The sequence below is a fragment of the Labedella phragmitis genome, assembly GCF_004078635.1.
Taxonomy (GTDB): Bacteria; Actinomycetota; Actinomycetes; order Actinomycetales; family Microbacteriaceae; genus Labedella; species Labedella phragmitis.
Map to the genome: position 1 here is coordinate 962,555 of NZ_RZNB01000001.1, position 21,385 is coordinate 983,939.

Here is a 21,385-nt window from a genome sequence, read left to right on the forward strand (position 1 = left end):
GAGCCGCTGCATCCGCTCCTCATCCATCCCCAGCTCGAAAGCCGTGACGTGACGACCGTCGTTCATCCCGGCGATGCCCTGTCCCGTCGACAGCGCGTCGTCTACATCCTCGTCCTCGGCGCCCTCACGGCGCTCGGGCCGTTCACCATCGACCTCTACCTGCCCGCGTTCCCGGTCCTCGAGGACGAACTGGACGTGAGCGCCGCCCTCATCCAGCTCACGCTCACGGGCACGACGATCGGATTCGCGGTCGGTCAGCTCTTCATGGGCCCCTGGAGCGACAAGGTCGGTCGTCGCCTGCCGCTGCTCATCGCCACGAGCGTGCACATCGCCGCGTCGATCGGCGTCATCTTCTCGCCGGACATCGTATGGCTCGGGGTCTTCCGCGTGATGCAGGGCGCGGGAGCGGCGGCCGGTGGAGTCGTCGCGATGGCGATGGTGCGCGACCTCTTCGGCGGGAAACCACTCGTCCGCATGCTGTCGCGTTTGGCCCTCGTGAACGGCCTCGCCCCGATCCTCGCCCCGGTGATCGGCTCTCAGCTCCTGCGCTTCGTCAACTGGCAAGGGCTCTTCGTCTTCCTCGCCGTGTACGGCGCGCTCGTCGTGACGGCGGTCGCGGTGTTCATCGTCGAAACGCTCCCCCCCGCCCGGCGCGCCGAGGCTGGTCACAGCACCATCGGTCAGCGCTACCACGCCCTCTTCACTGACCGCGCCTACCTCGGCGTCGCCCTGATCGGTGGCATGACGTTCTCCGGCCTGTTCGCCTACCTGGCGTCGTCGTCCTTCCTGTTCCAGCAGCACTTCGGGCTCGACGCCCAGCAGTACGGGCTGCTCTTCGCGGTCAACTCGGTGGGGGTCGTCGTGGGCGTCCAGATCTCGTCGCGCGTCATGCGGCGATACGGTCCGCAGTGGATCCTCGCGTTCACGACGGCCGTGCACGTTGCCTCGGCGACGGTGATCATCCTCCTCGCCCAGACGGACGCCGGGCTCATCGGCATCCTGGTGCCGCTGTTCTTCTACATCACCGCGTGCGGCTTCTCGTTCCCGGCGGTGCAGGTCCTGGGACTCGCGAACCACGCGAAGGAGGCCGGTACCGCTGCTTCACTGCTCGGCGCGCTCAACTTCGGCCTCGCCGGCGTGATCTCGCCGATCGTCGGCGTGCTCGGCATCTCCGCGACGGCCATGGGATCGGTCATGCTCGGGACGGCGCTCATCGCGACCTTCTCGATCTGGGTCATCGTGCGACCGCGAACCGTGCCGGAGCTCTCGAACTGATCGGCGCGCGCGGCGGGCGTGGTGGTCGGCGAGATCCGGCCGCTACCGTGGGGTGATGGCATCCCGCGCGCGCTCCGTCCGCATCATGGTCGGTGTCGGCGTCGCGCTCATCCTGGTCGTCACTGTCGCGGGCGTCCTCATCGCGGCGGGTGTGCTCCCCGAGCCCAACGTCGTCGACGCGTGGTGGTCGGGTGTCGCGACGTCGATCCGCTCTCCAGCGACCATCGCTGTTGCGCAGGGATTCAACGCCCTCGGCCGCGGGCTCGTGGCGACACTCGTCGTCCCGGCGGCCCTCGTCGTCGTGCTCCTCGTCGCGCGTCGGCCGTGGTCCGCCGCCGTGATCGTGGTGGCGGCCGCGCTCACCTGGGGGCTGACCAGGGTGTTGAAGTCGATCGTCGCCCGGGATCGCCCCGAAGACATGCTCGTGCAGAGCGACTTCGGGTCATTCCCCTCCGGCCACGCATCGAATGCGGCCGTGCTCGTCGCCGTCCTCTTCCTCGCCTTCCGCTCGGTCGCGCTCCGGGTCGTTCTCGTGCTCTACCTCGTCGCGATGATGGGTTCGCGACTGCTGCTCGGCGCGCACTGGGCCACCGACGTCGGGGGCGGCGCGCTCGTCGGGATCGGTGTCGCACTCATCGTCGCGGGCCTCGCGCGACCGCTCCTCCGCCGGGAACCGCTCGGACGGCGCTCCCGTGGCTGAGGCCATGAGCCCGCGAGCGCGAGCGGAGCGAGCGGCGGATCGCGCCGGTGTTTCTGTGGAGGAGGCGTTGACCCCCGCCGGCGCACTCGCGACCGAGCGAGTGTTCTCGGCGACGTGGGGAGAGGGGCGCGGAGCCGACGCGTCGACCCTCCAGGCCCTCGCGCACGCGGGGAACCCGGTCCTCATCGCCCGTCGGGGCGATGCCGTGCTCGGCGCGCTCTTCTCCTTCCTCGGCTGGCACGGCGGACTGCACGTCCACTCGCACATGACGGCCGTGGATCCGCACACGCGCTCGACCGGGGTCGGCTTCGCCCTCAAACTCGCCCAGCGTGCGCTGTGTCTCGACAACGGAGTGCGAGAGGTGCGCTGGACCTACGACCCGCTCATCAGGCGGAACGCGCGCTTCAACCTCTGGAAGCTCGGAGCGGACGTGTCGGCCTTCCGCCCGGACTTCTACGGGGTGCTCGACGACGCCATCAACGGGTCGGACCGCAGCGACCGCTTCGAGGTGTCGTGGCGGCTCGACGCACCGGAGGTCGAGCTCGCTCTCGACGGTGTTCCTCGCGACGTCGACGACAGGGAGGACGATGTCGCCCTGCCTGCGGATTTCGAGGCCCTCCGTGGCGACGATCCCGCCGCCGCCGCACGGTTGCGCGAGAGCAGTCGCGAGTCCTTCGCGGAGGCGCTCGACGCCGGCTCGAGCGTCAAGTTCACGGGCACCGGCTACATCTTCGACCGCCCGACCGCGACGAGAGAGAGGGAACGACGATGAGGATCGAACGCGTCGAACTGCACACCATCGGGATGCCGCTCGTGCGTCCCTTCGAGACGAGCTTCGGACGGCAGACGGAGCGCGACGTCCTGCTCGCGCACGTCGTCGGCGACGGCGTCGACGGCTGGGGAGAATGCGTGGCGGGGACGACCCCCGACTACAGCTCGGAGTACGTCGCAGGCTGCGCGGCGATCATCGAGCGCTTCCTCGTCCCGGCCCTCCTCGCCGCTTCGGATGTGACGGCCGACGGCCTCGACGAGCTCTTCGCCGGCGTCATCGGCCACCGGATGGCGAAGGCGACCCTCGAAGCGGCTGTTCTCGACGCGGAACTGCGCTCGACGGGCACGTCCTTCGGGGAGCGGCTCGGCGCCGTCCGGGACCGGGTCGAGTGCGGCGTCTCCGTCGGGATCAGTCCCGACATCGAGACCCTCCTCGAGGAGGTCGACGGCTACGTCGAAGCCGGGTATCGGCGCATCAAGCTCAAGATCAAGCCGGGGTGGGACCTCGAGCCCGTCGCTCGTGTGCGGGAGCGCATCGGCACGCTGCCCCTCCAGGTCGACGCGAACACCGCGTACACACTCGATCACGTCGACCATCTACGGCGACTCGACGAGTACGGGCTGCTCCTCATCGAGCAGCCCTTCGTCGAGGAGGACATCGCGGCGCACGCCCTGCTCGCGGACTCGATCGACACCCCCGTGTGCCTCGACGAGTCGATCACGTCGACGGGCATCGCGATCGACGCGATCCAGCGTGGCGCGACGAGCATCGTCAACATCAAGCCGGGCCGGGTCGGCGGTTACCTCGAGGCGGTGTCCATCCACGACGCGTGCCGCGCGCTCGACGTCCCCGTGTGGTGCGGAGGCATGCTCGAGACGGGGATCGGGCGGGCGATGAACATCGCGCTCGCGGCACTTCCGGGCTTCGCCCTCCCCGGCGACACGAGCGCGTCGAGTCGCTATTTCGCCGAGGACCTGACGGAGCCGTTCGTCCTCGACGACGGCTACCTCGCCGTCCCCACCGGTCCTGGTTCGGGCGTGACGGTCCGGACGGAGCTCGTCGAGCGCTGGGCCGTCGCGGAGCCGCGCGTCTTCACGCGATCATAGGATGACGGACATGAGGAGCGGCGGCGACGCAGCACGACCGGACGTCGGTACCGATCCGAGACGGCGCGCCGAGGAGCTCGCCGCCGTCGCACAGAAGGCGAAGGCGGCCGCCGACGAGGCGACGCGCGTCGCCGAGGAGGCGGCGAGGGATGCCGAACTCGCTCTCGCGGCCGCCGCCGCGGCAGCGGCAGATGTGAGCGCGCTGCCACGCGCGACCGGCGCGAGCGGTTCCGGCCCGCTGACGGCCGAGGATCTCGACCGCATCCGCTCGGGCTACGCGACGGAAGGCGCAGCTCTCGAACTCGGAGCGGTCGTCAACGGTCGGGCCGTACCGGACGTACAGGTGCGCATCCCGCTCGCGATGACGAACCGACACGGGCTCATCGCGGGAGCGACGGGTACCGGGAAGACCCGAACGCTGCAAGTGCTCGCGGAGCAGCTCTCCGCCGCGGGCGTCCCGGTCTTCGCGGCCGACATCAAGGGCGATCTGTCCGGCATCGCGACCCCGGGGACGTCGAGCCCGAAGCTGCTCGAACGGACGGCCGGGATCGGACAGGACTGGTCGCCGCAGTCGTTCCCGACCGAGTTCTTCTCGCTCGGTGGTCACGGGACGGGTGTCCCCATCCGTGCCACCGTCGCGGGCTTCGGGCCGCTGCTGCTCTCGAAGGCGCTCGGGCTCAACGACACCCAGGAGTCGAGCCTCGGACTCGTCTTCCACTACTCGGAGGACGCCGGGCTACCGCTCCTCGACCTCGCGGACCTCCGCGCCGTCCTGACCTTCCTCGTCAGTGACGAGGGCAAGGCGGAGCTCCGTGGCCTCGGCGGGCTCTCGTCCGCGACGGTCGGCGTGATCCTCCGCGAACTCATCGCGTTCGCCGACCGCGGTGCCGACACGTTCTTCGGCGAGCCCGAGATCGACTCGGCGGAGTTCCTCCGCACGGCGCCCGACGGTCGCGGGATCGTCAGCCTGCTCGAGGTGCCCGGGGTCGCCGACCGGCCCGAGCTCTACTCGACGTTCCTCATGTGGCTGCTCGCCGACCTCTTCAACGATCTCCCGGAGGTCGGCGACCTCGACAAGCCGAAGCTCGTCTTCTTCTTCGACGAGGCGCACCTCCTCTTCGCCGACGCCTCGAAGGAGTTCCTCGCGCAGGTCGTGCGTACGGTCCGCCTGATCCGCTCGAAGGGGGTCGGGGTGTTCTTCGTGACGCAGACGCCGAAGGACGTCCCGTCGGACGTGCTCGCGCAGCTCGGTTCGCGCATCCAGCACCAGTTGCGCGCCTTCACGCCCGAGGACGCCAAGGCGCTCGCCGCGACCGTGACCACCTATCCCACGTCGTCGTACGACCTCGCCGAGGTCCTCACGAGTCTCGGGACCGGCGAGGCCATCGTGACGGTGATGAGCGAGGACGGCGCACCGACTCCCGTCGCCTGGACGCGGCTGCGCGCTCCGGAGGCGCTCATGTCCCCGAGTGAGGCCGCCGTCGTCGAGAGCACCGTGTCCGCCTCGCCCTTGCAGGCCCGCTACGGCGCCGCCGTCGATCGGGAGTCCGCGAGAGAGCTGCTGACCGCTCGGCTCGAGGCGGCTGCGGCCGCTGCCCGGCGCGCCGAGGAGGACGTGGCCGCCGCGAAGGCCCAGGCCGAGTACGCGAAGCAGAAGGCGGCGATCGACAAGGCGACCTCCGCCGCCGAGAAGAAGGCGCAACGGGAGTACGAGCGAACGATGAGGGAGACCGCGTCCCCGACGCGACGACCGTCGTCCCGCACGTCATCGACGAGCGTGCTCGAGCAGGTGCTCGGGTCCCGGGCGACCCGCACGATCCTCACCGGGGTCGTCGAGGGGATCTTCGGCACGAGGCGACGACGATGACCGCCCTCGGCATCCGGGCCCTCGAGCCGCGTGATCGGGCGGCCGTCGCCCGGATCTGTCTGCTCACGGGACGCGGTGGTGATGACGCGACGGGGGAGTACGTCGATGACGAGGTCCTCGCCGATGTGTACGCGACCCCCTACGTCGAGCACGAGACCGGCTTCGGTGTCGTCGCGGTCGACGACACCGGTCGTGTCGAGGGGTATCTCCTCGGGACGACGGACACCGTGGCGTTCTCCCGCTGGTTCGTCGAGGAGTGGTGGCCGTCCGTGTCGACGGCGCGTGTCGCGAGGACTGCGGCGGATCCGTCGCTCCTGTCGGCGGCCGCCGACCCCGAGAGGATGCTCGTCTCGTGCGTCGAGGAGTTCCCCGCTCACCTGCACATCGATCTGCTGGAATCGGTGCGCGGAGCCGGGATGGGGCGACGGCTCGTCGAGGCCGCCGCCGAGCAGCTGCGGGAGCGCGGAGTGCCGGGGGTGCACCTCGTCGTGGGCGAGTCGAACGCGTCCGCGATCGCGTTCTACCGTCGTACGGGCTTCACGGAGATGATCGAGGACCGCGGAACGGTGCCGGGGGAGTCGATCGTCTTCGCTCGTCGCATCGAGGATCAGCCGAGTCGGGTGGGGCGCCGCTCGAACCAGTAGAGCATCAGAGGGTTGGTTCGCTGTAACTCATCGAGTGTGAGCGCATTCTCGATGTGTTCGACGGGAACGGTCACGAGGTGTTCGGCGACCTTGTGGATCGAGGCCGTCGACCAGTAGTCGCCGCGCATGCGCAACTGAACCCGACCGTCGGCGTCGAGGACGAAGAGCTGGCGACGCGGTTCGGCGGCGAGCGTCCGGTGCAGGTCGAGGAGAACAGCACGAGCGACGCGTTCGACCGGGACACGATTGACGCCGCCGAAGAACGTCTTCTCGATGAGGTGGGTGGGCGTCACGGTGACGGCGACGCGGAAGTACTGGTAGACGCCGTACGCGACGAGGAGGAGGACGACGGCGGCAGCGGTGGCGACCCACATCCAGGGCCCGTCCGGGACGGTGAGCCAGAACAGCACGAGCAGGATGGGGACCGTGAGGGACGCGACCGCCACGAGGCCTTGGCCGAGCAGACGGCGGCGCACGTGCACGGTGATCGACGATCCCGTCGTCACGGTCTTCAGCATGGTGCCCCTCTCCCCGGCGTACAGTCTGCCCGAGTGTGAGGCCTGTTCACCATCCACCTTTTGGAGGACAAGGAGACGGAGTGAGACGATGCGCTGCGCCGAGTGATGCGGTGCTCCCGGCTGCCGGGCCGGGAGCACCGCACGACGGAGGGTAGTCAGTCGACGGTGGAGGCGCCTCCTCTCCGGCGACGCCCGCGCAGGAGAGCGAACGCGCCGAGGGATATGGCCGTGCCCGCGGCGAGCATCAGGGCTGCTGCGCCAGCCGCTCCGGTCGAGGCGAGGGGATCGCTGTCGGATGCGTCCGGTTCGTCCGGGTCACCCGGGATCTCGCTCGGCTGCGGGCCCGGTGTGGGCTCGTCGGGATCGCCCGGTTCGCCGGGTCCGCCGGGTTCGCCGGGTTCGGTCGGCCCCTCGGCACCCGGCCGCAGGTCCTCCGTGCTGACACCCGGGATGTTGATCCAGGTCTGCGCGATGAGGTGGATGCCCGGCGGGACTGTCGCCTCCCACCCGGTCACCGCCCACAGCGGCGTCTCCTCCCGCACAGGCATCGACCGGCTGATCACGGGCCCGCGTTCCGTGATCTCCTCGACGGGGATCGCCTCATAGAAGAAGGGGTCCCGTTCGAAGCGTTGCTCGCCCTCGCCGACCACGAGGTCGAAGCCGCCGCTGTACGGAGCGTACCGATTGCTCACCTCGAGCGTGAGAGGCCGTTCCTCGTCGGTTTCGTCGCCGACGGTCATCGTGCCCCAATAGTTCTGGGAGATGGAGATGCCCGCCGTATCACAGCGGCCGTCGGCCGTGTTCTCGAAGCTGGCGATCGTCGTCGCCGTGGCCTCATCGAAGACCTCCACGCTGACGAAACCGGTGAGGTCCCATGTCCGTGTGGCGTTCCCGCCGTCGAAGAACTCCGATGCGACCACGAGACGGCCGTCACAGCCGACGTAGCGCAGCATCTCGACGATGGTCGTGCCAGTGCGGTTGTCCACGGCGACGTCGACGACGTCGGGGTCCGCGATGGTCGGCGTGATCGTAAGGGAGCTCGGACCGGAGGTCTCAGCCGTGAAGACCTCGGTCGTGTACGACGGGCCCTCCGACCCGTCCTCGAACACCACCGCGATGACCCCAACGAGTTCGCCGGCCGCGACCTCCACAGTGGTCGTGTCGATCGTGAGGGACGGCAGGCCCGTGACCTCGCCGACCCTCAGGGTCTCATCCGCGAAACGTTCACCGGAGGCCACGGATTCGATCGTGTAGTGAATCGTGCCGTGGCCGGAGTACGTGATCGCGAGTCGCGACATCGGCGTGCCGTCGAAGGCGACCGTCGGGTAGCCCCACGCGTTCTGAATCGTGACGGGTGTGACGTTGAACGGCGCGCTGAGTTCGGCTCCACCTCCCGCGAGGGTCAACTCGTGGGCCCCCGCAGTCGTGTCGTTCGGGACGGTGACGAACCAGTCGATCGCTCCTCCCGGCGGAGCGACGCCGACCCTGACCACGCCGATGCCGTCGATCGACGCCGAGTAGCGTTCACCCGCAACGAGCCCGGTCGCCGAAACGCGCAGATCGCCGCCGAGACCGACCCACTCGGGGCCGACCTCCAGGGCCGCGAGCCCGGGAGCGGCGACCGGCTCATCGCCGGCGTCGACGGTCACGATCGTCGTGAGTCCGGTGTCACCGAAGCGCACGACACCGAGATAGGTCCCGCCGTCGAGTCCCGACCACGCGGCGCGGACGATCGGGGTGTCGCCCACGGCCCCGGAGAGGGTACCGGGTTCCGTCGTGAACTCCCCGGCGGCCGCCGCGGGATCGACGGCGAACGTCGTGAGCGTGTAGTCGAGGGACGTGGACCCGTCCGATGCGGCGGAGTAGAAGCTCACGTCCACGAGGTAGGTGCCGCCGGACGCCGGCACCGAGCCGAGGTCCACACGCTCGTCGGCGCTGCCCGTCGCGGACATCCCCACCTGAGAGAAGCCGCCGTTCTGGTTCCGGCGGGAGACCACGAGGTCGAGGTCGGCCGAGTCGTCCGCGGCGTCGAGGTCGAAGCGCGCGAACGTCGTCCCCGCCGGGATCGTGATGGCGAAGCGGTCGGAGGAGGCTCCGACCGTGCCTGTACCGGTCTGGCGCGAGCCCCGGGCCAGACCGTCGGCGCTCAACGGGATCGAACCGGCCTCTCCGACGCTCACGGGGATCCCGACCTCGCCGGTCGTGCCCGTGCCGGCCACCTCGGTCGGCACGTCGAGTGCCACCGGCTGGATCGCGAGAGCACTCCGCACGGCGAACCGATCGTTCGCCCACGTGAGGTATCCCGTGCTGAACCGCGAGAGTTCGGCGTCGGTGCGGGTGAAGGTCACTGTGAACTCGCGCTCCTCGCCCGCGGCATCGAAGCTGAGTGTGCTCGGCGACACCGTCACCGACACGCCCGAAAGCCCCTCGACGGACGCGGTGTACTCGCCCGACGCCGTCGCGGTGACGGTCCGGGTCACGGTCTGAGAACCGGCGAGTCCACCGATCCCGATGGACGGGAGGTTGAGATCCGACGGGTCGATCGGATCGACGCCGTGCTCTTCGCCAATGCCCTGCAGGTACGCGGTCCAGTCGGTGACGTCGTTGAGATAGAGAAGACCGGGGGACAGGTAGTCGCGGGGAACCACCTCGCCGTTGCCCTGCCCGAAGGGGTCACCGAACGGTTCGCCAATGTCGGTGAGTGTTTCGCGCGCGGTAGTCATGAGGGCCGACTTCACCTCCGACGGCGACGCCGTCGGGTGTTCCCCGAGGTAGAGGGCAGCGAGGCCGGCGACGTGTGGAGAAGCCATCGAGGTTCCCGACATGTATCCCCATGTCGGGTCGGCTTCATCGGCGTTGGCGGTGGCCGCGAGGATGTTCACCCCGGGGGCGGCGACGTCGGGCTTGATCAGGTCGGATCCGTCCGCGAGCACGGGGCCGCGACTCGAGAAGCCCGCTACCTGGGGAGTCGGAGCGGGGGCTTCACCCGCGGTGTTACCGTTCTCGAGCGTCGCCGTGGCTCCGTCGGTGGCGGTGTAGGCGACGAGGGCGTCGCGAGCGGCGGAGTCGACGTGGATCGTCGGGACACTGTGCGCGTCGAGGTCCGTCGAGTCGGGCGAGGTGTTGACGAGCACCATACCGATGCCGCCGGCTCGCGCAACCTCGGCCGATTTCGCTACCCTGTCGACCTCGCCGCGGTCGCAGAGCACGATCGTTCCGGCTGTTCGAGCCGGGTCGAGGGAGTCTGGGCCGCACAGTGCGGAGGACGTGGCACCGGCGAGCGCGACGTCCGCTGCGGACACGAACGGACCGGCGACGCCGGCGCTCGGCACCGTCGTCGTCGCACCGAGGAATGCGGTGCCGTCGCCGAGGCGCACCGTGCCCTCCGGTGCGGGAATGGTGGAGGCAGCGACCGTCGTGATCCACGGCGACGCGTTGTCCAGCGTCGAGGCATTCGGCCCCGCATTGCCGGCGGCCGCCGCGACGAAGATGCCGACCTCGGCCGCCCGCATGAAGGCCTGATCCGTGAGGGAGTTCGTCGTCTCGGCCGCGCCGCCTCCGATGGAGTAGTTGATGACGTCCACGTTGTCGGCGACAGCGGCGTCGATCGCCGCGAGCAGGTCGGCCGTCGCGCAACCGTCGTCCGTCGTCGCCGCGGGGTCCGGGCCCTCCCAGCAGGCCTTGTACACGGCGAGCTTCGCGGCGGGCGCGACGCCCGAGATGACCGGCCCGGCGGTGACGGCGTCGACGGACGCGTTGCCGGCAGCGGTCGAAGCCGTGTGGGAACCGTGCGACGCTCCGTCGCGAGGCGAGAGGTACTCGCCGGTAGCGGTGGTGCCGATGCGGTCGGCGCCGAACCCGTTCACGAAGTATCGCGCTCCGATCAGCTTGGTGGAGCAGTCGTCGGCCGTGAACTGGTCTCCCGTCTCGCACGTGCCGCGGAACTGTGACCCGTCCGTCTTCTCGAAGATGATGGCGTCGCCATCGCGATACGGGTCCCCGCCGGCGGTGGAGCGGAGGGCTTCGCCCGCGAACGAGGGGTTCTCCGGCGCGATGCCGGTGTCGATGATGCCGACGACGATGCCCGCCCCGGCCTCGTCGGACCCCCCGAGCGAGGACCAGACGCCGTCGTCGCCCTCGAGTCCGAGGTAGCCGGTGGACGTGCCGGCGTCGGAGACGCTGAGGATCTCGTTCTCGACGACGGTCGCGACGCGAGTGTCTGAGCGCAGCTTCTCGAGTTGCGCGTCGGTGAGGTCTGCGGCGAAGCCGTTGGTCGCCAGCGTGTATCCGATCAGGATGTCCGCGCCGACGGATTCCGCCACCTGGGACTGGGTCTCCTCGAGCCCGCGGGTGTAGTCGGCGACACGTCTCGATGCGGCGTCGAAGCGCGAACCCGATCGAGCCGCGGCAGCCTGGTCCCTCAGGACGACGACGTAGGTCTTCGTCTCCTCTGTCCCCGCGTCCCCCGCCGGTGTCGAGAATTCGGTGGCCGAGGACGGGGCGACGATCGGCTCGAGAGCCAATGCCGTCGACGGGAGGGCGAGGGAGACGGTTACGGCGCCGAGCGCGAGAGCGGCCGCGAGGATGCGCGCCGGTCGTCGATGCGCTGGGGCAGGCCGAGGTGATCTGAGTTTCACTGAGGGTCCTTTGAGACATCGGGAGGGGACGGGTCCTCCCGGTGACGATGCGCAACCGGAGAGTCCCTCCTCCGTTGCTACCGATGCCACGGGTTCCGCGTCAATCGACCGCGTGTCCGATAACGGCGCTGTCCGATTCCGGACGCCCCCGTTCATAGAGCCGCAACAGCGGGGAAACGCGCTCGACACATCGGCACCGCGGTGGAGAGGACTAGATCCAGCCTCGCCGCGCCGCCTCGACACCGGCATGGAACCGGCTCATGGCGCCCAGCTCGGTGAAGACGTCCTGCATCCTCCGCCGGAGCGTGCGTGTGGACACGCCCAACTCGCGTGCGATGACCTCGTCCTTGAGGTCGGCCGACAGCAGCGTGAGGAGCGTGCGTTCGTCCGGCGTCGGGGGTCGTCCCGTCCGGCGACCGGTCGAGGGGGTGCGGATCCGCGGGCCGGCGCTCCCGCCGCCCACGAGGGGCTCTGCGGTATCCCAGTAAAGCTCGAAGAGCGCGACGAGAGCGTCGATGAGTTGCGGGGACCGCGTCACGAGCGCCTCGGGCTCCCGCTCGTTGAGGGAGAGGGACAGGATGGCACGCTTGCGGTCGGCGAGGGCGAGCTTCACCGGGACGGACTCCGTGAGCCGCGCCTGCTCGCCTCCCGCGATGTCCTGAAGCACCTCGTCGAGTCGCCCCGGTCTGTTGAAACTCTCCCGCCCGTAGAGGCTGCGCCAGTCGACGTCCCTCGCGAGGGCGAGGCCTTGGAGCCGGTCCTGCACCCCGACCACGTACGGAGGCTTGTCGAACGCGAGCATCTCCCGTTCGACTCCGAGGCTCACTCGACCGTACCAGTCGCCGATCGCCTCCGGACCGGTGATGACGAGGGTGCGCGAGGATCGCGCACCCTCCCGTCGATTGAGGTCGAACGCCTCTGCCAGCTCGGGGATGACGGAGCGAAGGGCGTCGACCCGGCGCGCGTGACCGTCTGCGAGAGACCTCAGCGATGCGCGCGGGTCGACAGCCGTGAACCCGCCGGACGCCACTTGTACGGCGAGACCTGCGTCGGACAGGATCGCCAGCCGCTCGGCGACCACGTCGGGGGAGAAATCGAGCGCGATCGCGAGAGAGTCTGTGTGCGCGACGTCGACCGACAGGAGTTGGCGATAGACGCGTTCGCCGATCTCGTCGACCCCGGCGAGCCGGAGCGCGTCGGGGGGAGTGCTCGGTCTCACGCTCACGATTCGAGCCCCGGTGGTGTGGTTGTGAGCGCACCTGGTGCGCGTGCGGTTCTTCGGCAGGTGGTTCTTCGGCGGAGGATGGGGGATTCGAACCCCCGAGGGCTTGCACCCAACACGCTTTCCAAGCGTGCGCCATAGGCCACTAGGCGAATCCTCCTGACGGACGCGGCGAACCGCGACCTGAACATCCTACCGGGTCGCGCGACAGGCCGGCGCCACCGCGGCCCCTAACCAGGCGGTGCGTGGCGACGACTCGGCGGGCGCTGTAGGATTGTGGTCGGCTCCCCGCGTGGCGCCATCCAGGCCAACTCCCCCAGGGCGGAAACGCAGCAAGGGTAACCGGGCTCTGGCGGGTGCGCGGGGGGTCCTTTTTTATGTCGACGGTCACGTCTCGCCGGCGTATGCGGAGGGCGGAACGATGCACGTCCGACCGCTTTTCGACACAGCGTAGAAGAGTGTCACCCGGCTCCTGTAGCGTGGGACACGACCCCTTGGACAACCGAAGGATGATCGTGGCCACGAGCGTGTACATCACATCGGCGGAGGGACACACCGGGAAGTCGACGATCGCCCTCGGGCTCCTCGACTTGCTCTCCCACGAGGTGAAGCGTGTCGGTGTCTTCCGCCCCATCTCGCGATCGGTGGAGGAGCGGGACTACGTCCTCGAACTCCTGCTCCAGCACGACGGTGTCGACCTCGATTACGACGAATGCATCGGCGTCGGCTACGACGACGTGCACGCCGGTCCCGAGCTCGCCCTCTCGCGCATCGTGCAACGCTACAAGTCGGTCGAAGCGAAGTGCGACGCCGTCGTGATCCTCGGCTCCGACTACACCGACGTCGGCAGCCCGACCGAGCTCGGCTTCAACGCCCGCATCGCGACGAACCTCGGTGCTCCGGTCCTCCTCGTGCTCGGCGGGCGCGAAGGCCAGGGATCCGGAGAGCGCCTCGGACAGAGCAGGTCGCGGAGCCCCGAGCACATGAAGCAGATCGCCGAGCTGGCCCTCGGGGAGCTCCGCAACGCGCACGCGACGCTCCTCGCGGTGATCGCGAATCGCGCGGACGACACGGACACCGCCGCGATCGTCGCCGGCATCGAGGGCGCGAAGCCGGGCGTCCCCGTGTGGGCGATCCCCGAGAACCCGTACCTCGTCGCCCCGAGTATGGGCTCGATCATGTCGTCGCTCGACGGCGAGCTCCTGAAGGGCGACCCCGCTCTACTTCAGCGCGAGGCGCTCGGCGTGGTCGTCGCCGGCATGGGCATGGTCAACGTGCTTCCGCGTCTGACGGAGGGCGCGGTGCTCGTCGTCGCGGGCGACCGCACGGAGGTCCTGCTCGCCGCGCTCATGGCGCAGGCCGCCGGCACCTTCCCGTCCATCGCCGGCATCGTCCTCAACGGCGGCTTCGATCTCCCCGAGCCGATCGAGCGCCTGCTCGACGGCCTCCCGCAGACCCTTCCGATCATCCGTACGGGGCTCGGCACGTACGACACGATCGTGGCGATCACCTCGACGCGAGGGCGCCTCGCCGCCGACTCGCAGCGCAAGTACGACGCGGCACTCGCGCTCTTCGAGCAGCACGTCGACACGGCCACTCTCGTCGACCGGCTCCAGGTCAGCCGGACGTCCGTCGTGACGCCGCTCATGTTCGAGTACGGACTGCTCGAGCAGGCGCGCGCCGCCGACCGGCACATCGTCCTCCCGGAGGGTGAGGACGACCGTATCCTCCGCGCCGCCCACACGCTGCTCGCGCGCGACGTCGCGCGGCTCACGATCCTCGGGGAGCCCTTCGAGGTGCGCTCGCGGGCGATAGAGCTCGGCCTCGACATCGCGGGCGCCGAGGTCCTCTCGCCCCACGACCCGGTGCTCGCCCTCAAGTTCGCGGAGGAGTACGCGCGAGTGCGCGCCCACAAGGGAGTCACCCTCGATCAGGCCAAGGACGTCGTGACCGACGTGTCGTACTTCGGAACGCTCATGGTGCACATGGGGCTCGCCGACGGCATGGTCTCCGGCGCGATCCACACCACGGCACACACCATCCGGCCGGGTTTCGAGATCATCAAGACCACGCCGGGCGTGAACGTCGTCTCGAGCGTCTTCCTCATGGCTCTCGAGGACCGCGTGCTCGTCTACGGCGACTGCGCCGTCGTGCCGGATCCCGACTCGTCGCAACTCGCCGACATCGCGATCTCGTCAGCGGGCACCGCGGCACAGTTCGGGATCGATCCGCGCATCGCGATGCTCTCCTACTCCACGGGGGAGTCGGGATCGGGCGCCGACGTCGAGAAGGTGCGTGCGGCCACGGCCCTCGTCCGTGAACGCCGGCCGGACCTCCGGGTCGCGGGTCCGATCCAGTACGACGCCGCAGCCGACGCCGCCGTCGCGGCCACGAAGATGCCGGGCTCGGACGTCGCGGGGCGCGCGACCGTGTTCATCTTCCCCGACCTCAACACGGGCAACAACACCTACAAGGCCGTGCAGCGCTCCGCCGGAGCCGTCGCCATCGGCCCGGTGCTCCAGGGGCTCAACAAGCCGATCAACGACCTCTCGAGGGGAGCGACCGTGCAGGACATCGTCAACACCGTCGCGATCACCGCCATCCAAGCCGGGGCGCGAGCAGCGGTGGAGGCGGCGTCGTGAGCACCGTCCTCGTCGTCAACTCGGGATCGTCGTCCTTCAAGTACCAGCTGATCGACGTGGAGGACCGCGCGGCTCTCGCCTCGGGCCTCGTCGAGCGCATCGGCCAGGGCACCGGTCGTGTGGAGCACCGCGACGAAACCCGGGACGATCCCGACGCCGTCTGGGAGCGCGAGGTCGATATCCCCGATCACACGGCCGGCTTCGGTGAGATGATCGCGAGCTTCGAGGAGCACGGACCGTCCCTCGACGAGAACCGGCCAGTGGCCGTCGGACACCGTGTCGTGCACGGGGGGCGTCGCTTCTTCGAGCCGACAGTCATCACGGACCTCGTCAAGATCAACATCGAGGACCTCTCGGACCTCGCACCGCTCCACAACCCCGCAGCCGTCCAGGGCATCGACGCCGCGCAGAAGGCGTTCTCGGACATCCCGCACGTCGCGGTCTTCGACACGGCGTTCCACCAGACGCTCCCGCCGGCGGCCTACATGTACGCGATCGATCGGGAGCTCGCGGCGAAGCACCGTATCCGGCGCTACGGGTTCCACGGCACATCGCACAAGTACGTCTCGGAGCACGTCGCCGAGTTCCTCGGCCGACCGCTCGCCGACCTCAATCAGATCGTGCTCCACCTCGGCAACGGCGCCTCCGTCGCGGCCATCGCCGGTGGACGATCGGTCGAGACGTCGATGGGGATGACTCCGCTCGAGGGTCTCGTGATGGGCTCCCGCTCGGGCGACATCGATCCCGCCGTGCTCCTCCACCTCATGCGGCGCGCGGGGATGTCGGCGGACGATCTCGACGACCTCCTCAACAAGAGGAGCGGTGTCCTCGGCCTGTCCGGGGTGTCGGACATGCGCGACCTCGGTCAGCGCGCTGCCGCAGGAGACACGAATGCCCGCGAGACCCTCGACGTCTACGTGCACCGCCTGCGTCACTACATCGGCGCCTACTACGCGCAGCTCGGGCGGGTGGATGCGATCGCGTTCACGGCCGGCATCGGAGAGAACGACCACCGTATCCGGGCGGAGTCCCTCGCCGGCCTCGAACGGCTCGGCATCAGCGTCGACGATGAGCGGAACCGCTCCGTGAGTCGAGGCGAGATCTCGGTCATCTCGACGGACGACTCGGAGGTCGCCGTGCTCGTGGTGCCCACCGACGAGGAGCTCGAGATCGCCATCCAGACGCTGTCGGCGGTGGGCTGACCGCAGGATCAGCGGCTCCCGGCCGAACGAGGGCGAGGCGATCTCCCGTCCGTCGAGGGAAGGTGCCACGACCGGACCGGGTGTCGGGGGTGGCGACTACCATGGAGTCCGTGGTCACCGCCCTCTATCGCCGCTACCGGCCCGAGACATTCGCCGAGATGATCGGCCAGTCTCAAGTGACCGATCCGCTCCGCACGGCACTGCGCACGAATCGTGTGAACCACGCCTACCTGTTCAGCGGTCCGCGCGGGTGTGGCAAGACCACCTCTGCACGCATCCTCGCCCGCTGCCTCAACTGTGCGGAGGGCCCAACGGACACCCCGTGCGGTGTCTGCGACAGTTGCGTCGAGCTCTCGCGCGACGGCGGCGGGTCCCTCGACGTCGTCGAGATCGACGCTGCGAGCCACAACGGCGTCGACGACGCGCGCGACCTGCGCGAGCGGGCGATCTTCGCCCCGGCGCGCGATCGCTACAAGATCTTCATCCTCGACGAGGCGCACATGGTGACGCCCCAGGGGTTCAACGCGCTGCTCAAGATCGTCGAAGAGCCGCCGGAGCACGTCAAGTTTATCTTCGCGACCACCGAGCCGGACAAGGTCATCGGCACGATCCGCTCGCGCACCCATCACTATCCGTTCCGGCTCATCCCGCCGGCACAGATGCTCGATTACGTCGGCGAGCTCTGCGAGGCGGAGGGCGTCGCCGTCGAGCCGGGTGTGCTCCCGCTCGTCGTGCGAGCGGGTGGAGGTTCCGCTCGCGACACCCTGTCACTGCTCGATCAGCTCATGGCGGGGTCGGAGGGCGCGTCGGTCGACTACGAACGAGCCGTTTCCCTGCTCGGGTACACGCACACCGCGCTCCTCGACGAGGTCGTCGACGCCCTCGCGGCGAACGACGCCGGGGGGGTGTTCGGTGCTGTCGACCGCGTCATCCAGACCGGTCAGGATCCGCGCCGCTTCGTCGACGATCTCCTCGAGCGATTGCGTGACCTCATCGTCGTCGCGGCCACGTCGGACGGCGCAGCGGCCGTGATGCGGGGCATCCCGCAAGACGAGCTCGACCGCATGTCGCGGCAGGCGTCGGCGTTCGGCCAGGCGGAACTGTCCCGCTCCGCCGACCTCGTGGGTCGAGCGCTCACGGAGATGTCCGGCGCCACGTCGCCGCGCCTCCACCTCGAACTGATGATGGCGCGCATCCTCGTGCCGGCGGCCGACGCCACGGCGCGCGGAGCGCTCGCGCGCGTCGAGCGGCTCGAGCGTCGCGTCGGCGTCGACGGCGGTCCCGTGACGGTTGGCGTGTCCGCGGCGTCCTCGAGCGGCGCGGACGCTCAGCGCGCCACCGCGCCGTCCGGCCCGGTCGCGCCCTCCGTTGCGTCCGACGCGTCGGCCGTCGCACCGTCACCGGCACGGACGACGCCCGTCGTCGCCGGGCCCGCCTCCTCCGAGCCGGCGGTCGTGGCGACCGCCCCGGCCGCGAGCCGCTCGGAATCGAGCGGCTCGCCCTCCACGCCGGCGGTCCGGTCCGAGAACATCGAGAAGCGCGCTCCCAGCGCTCCGGATCCGCAGGCTTCGCCCGCACGACCGGTGACCGCGCCCACGGGAGCCGTCTCGCTGCAGCAGCTCAAGGACGCGTGGCCCGAGGTGCTCGAGCGTGTGGGGGCCGTGAAGCGCGGTGCGTGGATGGTCGCCGTCACGGCGACCGTGCGCAACCTCGAGGGAGACGTGCTGACGCTCACCTTCCCGAGCCAGCACGACGTCGAGAGCTTCAAGCAGTTGAACGCCGGCCACGGCGTGAGCGAGTACGTCCGGCAGGCCATCCTCGACGTCCTGGGCATCCGCGTGAAGTACATCGCGCGCGTCGATGGTGCCCCCGTCTCGGCGCCCCCGGCGCCCGCTCCCGCGGTGATGAGCGCGATGCCGGTGACCGAGGACGCACCCCAGCCCGACACCTCGAGCGACGGCGTGGGCGGGTCGAGGACCGGATCGAACGGGTCGACCGCCGCCTCGAGCACGGTCGCGGGCACGACGAGGGGTGGTCGCCCTGCTCCTCGCCAGGATCGGAGGACCGGTCCGGCACCTGCCAACGTCGCCCCCATCGACGACGACGTCCCCCCTCTCTCGGACGAGGACGCTCCGCCGGACGACTCCGTTCCGCCGCCTCTCGAGGACCACGAACGGCCCGTCCGCTCCTCTCCGACGCGCGGGCCCTCCGCCGCCGGTCAGCGTCCGGTGGGGCCCGCCGCCGGGCGATCGGCTCCGCAGTCGTCGTCGCAGCGAAACGCCGCGCAAACGACGCCGACCCAGCGTCCGGGATCGCCGACGACCGCATCGCGGAACACCGCGTCGGACGACCCGGCCCCTCCGGGTTCAGCGGCCCCGAGCCGTCCGAGCGCCGGAGCGGTGTCGGCTGCTCCGCCGCACACGTCGTCGACGGACGCCGCCGGTTGGCACGTCGTCGCCATCCCGGGCGCCGACCGTCCGGCCGCCGATTCGGATGAGGCGACGTCCGCCGCGTCGCCGTCCCCGACGGAACCGCAGCAGAGCGCCTCGCCGAGCGTGGCGCCTGCCGCGACGATCGCTCCCGTCGTCGAGATCCCCGAACCGCGAACGGCGGCTCCGACCCGCCCGGCCGACGCGCCCTCCGAGGGTGAGACGACCGCACCCGCTCCGCGAACCGTTCGTCCGTTCGTCGCACCCGACCCGTCCAATCGCCAGAACGGGCGTTACGGCGAGGCCGTCGTACGCGAGATCCTCGGCGCCCGATTCATCGAGGAGCAGCCGTACACGCCCCCCTCGAGATTCACACCGTGACGGACGAGGGGTAGGCCATGTACGAGGGAATCGTCCAAGAACTCATCGACGAGTTCGGCCGCCTGCCGGGCATCGGTCCGAAGTCGGCCCAGCGCATCGCATTCCACATCCTGCAGACCGAGACGTTCGACGTGTCCCGGCTCGCCGAGCTGCTCACAGAGCTGCGGGAGAAGGTCCACTTCTGCGAGATCTGCGGAAACGTCGCCGAGCAGCAGACGTGCTCCATCTGCCGCGATCCGCGCCGCACCCCGACGCTCATCTGCGTGGTCGAGGAGGCGAAGGACGTCGTCGCGATCGAGCGCACTCGCGAGTTCCGCGGGCTGTACCACGTGCTCGGCGGAGCGATCAGCCCCATCGACGGGATCGGTCCAGACGAGCTCCGCATCCGGCAGCTGCTCCAGCGTCTCGCCGACGGCACGGTGCAGGAGGTCATCATCGCGACGGACCCGAACCTCGAGGGCGAGGCGACGGCCACGTACCTCAGCCGCCTCCTGCAGACGCTCGAGATCCGGGTCACGCGGCTGGCGTCCGGTCTCCCCGTCGGCGGCGACCTCGAGTACGCGGACGAAGTGACCCTCGGCCGCGCGTTCGAGGGGCGCACGATCGTCTCGAACTGACTCTGCGGAGGTACACACCCCCTTTCGTCACATTGCCGGGCCGTCATGCGGCGAACCCTAGAATGGTGACCGGGCTTCGCCCGTCACCCCATCCAGGAGTCATCCCGTGAGTCTCATCGTGCAGAAATACGGCGGGTCGTCCGTCGCCGACGCCGAGAGCGTCAAGCGCGTCGCACGACGCATCGTCGAGACGCGGAAGGTCGGTCACGACGTCGTCGTCGCGGTATCCGCGATGGGCGACACGACCGACGAGCTGCTCGACCTCGCCCACCTCGTCACGCCGCTCCCCGAGCCGCGCGAACTCGACATGCTGCTCTCCGCCGGCGAACGCATCTCCATGGCGGTCCTCGCCATGGCCATCAAGGGCATGGGCTACGAGGCGCAGTCCTTCACAGGGAGCCAGGCCGGCATGATCACCGACGCGCACCACGGTGCGGCGCGGATCGTCGACGTGACCCCCGTCCGCGTGCGGAAGGCGCTCGACGCCGGGGCGATCGCGATCGTCGCGGGCTTCCAGGGATTCAACCGCGACACCATGGACATCACGACGCTCGGACGGGGCGGTTCCGACACCACGGCCGTCGCCCTCGCCGCAGCCCTCGGCGCCGACATCTGCGAGATCTACACCGACGTCGACGGCATCTTCACCTCGGATCCCCGCGTCGTCCCGAAAGCGCACAAGATCGACTCGATCACGAGCGAGGAGATGCTCGAGCTCGCGGCCGCCGGCGCGAAGGTCCTGTACATCCGCGCCGTCGAGTACGCCCGACGCCACGGCGTGACGCTGCATGTGCGCTCGTCGTTCAGCAATAACGAGGGAACCCTCGTGATCAACCCGAAAGAGGGTGAGACAGTGGAACAGCCCATCGTCACCGGGGTCGCCATCGACCTCAGCGAGGCCAAGATCACCGTGGTCGGCGTTCCCGACGTCCCCGGAAAGGCCGCCCAGATCTTCAAGATCATCGCGCGAGCCGATGCGAACGTCGACATGATCGTCCAGAACGTCTCGGCGGCAGCGACAGGGCTCACGGACATCTCCTTCACGCTGCCCAAGTCGGAGGCGCAGTCGGTCCTGACCGCTCTCCGGAACGAACGCGACGACGTGCAGTTCGCCTCGCTGCAGCACGACGACCAGATCGGCAAGCTCGCTCTCGTCGGTGCGGGGATGCGCACCAACACGGGCGTCTCGGCCCGCCTGTTCGAGTCGCTCTACGATGCCGGGATCAACATCGACATGATCTCGACGAGCGAGATCCGGATCTCGGTCGTCACGCGAGCGGACACGATCGCCGAAGCCGCGCGAGCCGTACACACCGCCTTCGGTCTCGACGGCGACGTCGACGCCGTGGTCTACGCGGGCACCGGTCGTTGAG

Annotated in this window: 14 protein-coding genes, 1 tRNA gene and 1 other RNA gene; 12 read left to right on the top strand and 4 right to left on the bottom strand. The window is 69.6% G+C overall.

The window, feature by feature from the left end:
* Window positions 1-48 precede the first annotated feature (48 nt).
* The 6 genes from ELQ90_RS04605 to ELQ90_RS04630 are packed head-to-tail and all read left to right on the top strand — an operon-like array spanning window position 49 to window position 6,364.
* The gene (locus ELQ90_RS04605) at window positions 49-1,275 is read left to right on the top strand and encodes a multidrug effflux MFS transporter (RefSeq protein WP_128494045.1); all 1,227 of its coding nucleotides are present in this window, start codon (window positions 49-51) and stop codon (window positions 1,273-1,275) included.
* Window positions 1,276-1,330: 55 nt separating this feature from the next.
* Window positions 1,331-1,975 carry a phosphatase PAP2 family protein gene (locus ELQ90_RS04610; RefSeq protein ID WP_128494046.1) on the top strand — a complete coding sequence of 215 codons (645 nt, stop codon included), beginning with the start codon at window positions 1,331-1,333 and terminating at the stop codon, window positions 1,973-1,975.
* Between the two features lie 4 nt (window positions 1,976-1,979).
* The gene (locus tag ELQ90_RS04615) at window positions 1,980-2,747 is read left to right on the top strand and encodes a GNAT family N-acetyltransferase (RefSeq protein ID WP_128494047.1); all 768 of its coding nucleotides are present in this window, start codon (window positions 1,980-1,982) and stop codon (window positions 2,745-2,747) included.
* Entirely contained in the window at window positions 2,744-3,853 is a 1,110-nt protein-coding gene (gene menC / locus ELQ90_RS04620; RefSeq protein ID WP_128494048.1) for an o-succinylbenzoate synthase, read from the top strand. The genes ELQ90_RS04615 and menC overlap by 4 nt, the downstream gene beginning before the upstream one ends.
* Window positions 3,854-3,863: 10 nt before the next feature.
* On the top strand, window positions 3,864-5,720 hold the full coding sequence (locus ELQ90_RS04625; RefSeq protein ID WP_128494049.1) for a helicase HerA-like domain-containing protein: 1,857 nt from the start codon (window positions 3,864-3,866) through the stop codon (window positions 5,718-5,720).
* Window positions 5,717-6,364 (top strand): GNAT family N-acetyltransferase, encoded by a 648-nt coding sequence (locus ELQ90_RS04630; protein WP_128494050.1) that lies wholly within the window; start codon window positions 5,717-5,719, stop codon window positions 6,362-6,364. Before ELQ90_RS04625 ends, ELQ90_RS04630 begins: the two co-directional genes overlap by 4 nt.
* Here the strand turns inward: ELQ90_RS04630 and ELQ90_RS04635 are convergent.
* The 4 genes from ELQ90_RS04635 to ELQ90_RS04650 all read right to left on the bottom strand — a co-directional run bounded on the left by ELQ90_RS04635 (window position 6,328) and on the right by ELQ90_RS04650 (window position 12,901).
* Window positions 6,328-6,882, bottom strand: coding sequence for a hypothetical protein (locus tag ELQ90_RS04635; RefSeq protein WP_128494051.1), 555 nt, complete (start codon window positions 6,880-6,882; stop codon window positions 6,328-6,330). The genes ELQ90_RS04630 and ELQ90_RS04635 overlap by 37 nt on opposite strands.
* A 155-nt stretch (window positions 6,883-7,037) precedes the next feature.
* Entirely contained in the window at window positions 7,038-11,519 is a 4,482-nt protein-coding gene (locus ELQ90_RS17085; protein ID WP_166408834.1) for a S8 family serine peptidase, read from the bottom strand.
* A gap of 211 nt (window positions 11,520-11,730) precedes the next feature.
* Window positions 11,731-12,738: a helix-turn-helix domain-containing protein gene (locus ELQ90_RS04645; protein WP_128494053.1), complete on the bottom strand. Its 1,008-nt coding sequence runs from the start codon at window positions 12,736-12,738 to the stop codon at window positions 11,731-11,733.
* Between the two features lie 78 nt (window positions 12,739-12,816).
* A tRNA-Ser gene (locus tag ELQ90_RS04650) sits at window positions 12,817-12,901 on the bottom strand.
* A 119-nt stretch (window positions 12,902-13,020) separates the two neighbouring features.
* Here ELQ90_RS04650 and ffs point away from each other — a divergent pair.
* The 6 genes from ffs to ELQ90_RS04680 all read left to right on the top strand — a co-directional run bounded on the left by ffs (window position 13,021) and on the right by ELQ90_RS04680 (window position 21,384).
* Window positions 13,021-13,117, top strand: an RNA gene (gene ffs / locus ELQ90_RS04655) — signal recognition particle sRNA small type.
* Window positions 13,118-13,256: 139 nt separating this feature from the next.
* On the top strand, window positions 13,257-15,383 hold the full coding sequence (gene pta / locus ELQ90_RS04660; RefSeq protein ID WP_128494054.1) for a phosphate acetyltransferase: 2,127 nt from the start codon (window positions 13,257-13,259) through the stop codon (window positions 15,381-15,383).
* Window positions 15,380-16,585 carry an acetate/propionate family kinase gene (locus ELQ90_RS04665; protein ID WP_128494055.1) on the top strand — a complete coding sequence of 402 codons (1,206 nt, stop codon included), beginning with the start codon at window positions 15,380-15,382 and terminating at the stop codon, window positions 16,583-16,585. The genes pta and ELQ90_RS04665 overlap by 4 nt, the downstream gene beginning before the upstream one ends.
* Window positions 16,586-16,695: 110 nt before the next feature.
* On the top strand, window positions 16,696-19,395 hold the full coding sequence (locus ELQ90_RS04670) for a DNA polymerase III subunit gamma and tau (RefSeq protein WP_208020562.1): 2,700 nt from the start codon (window positions 16,696-16,698) through the stop codon (window positions 19,393-19,395).
* Window positions 19,396-19,412: 17 nt separating this feature from the next.
* Window positions 19,413-20,012, top strand: a complete 600-nt coding sequence (gene recR / locus ELQ90_RS04675; RefSeq protein ID WP_128494057.1) for a recombination mediator RecR — start codon at window positions 19,413-19,415, stop codon at window positions 20,010-20,012.
* 106 nt (window positions 20,013-20,118) lie between these two features.
* Window positions 20,119-21,384, top strand: coding sequence for an aspartate kinase (locus ELQ90_RS04680; RefSeq protein WP_128494058.1), 1,266 nt, complete (start codon window positions 20,119-20,121; stop codon window positions 21,382-21,384).
* Window position 21,385 lies beyond the last annotated feature (1 nt).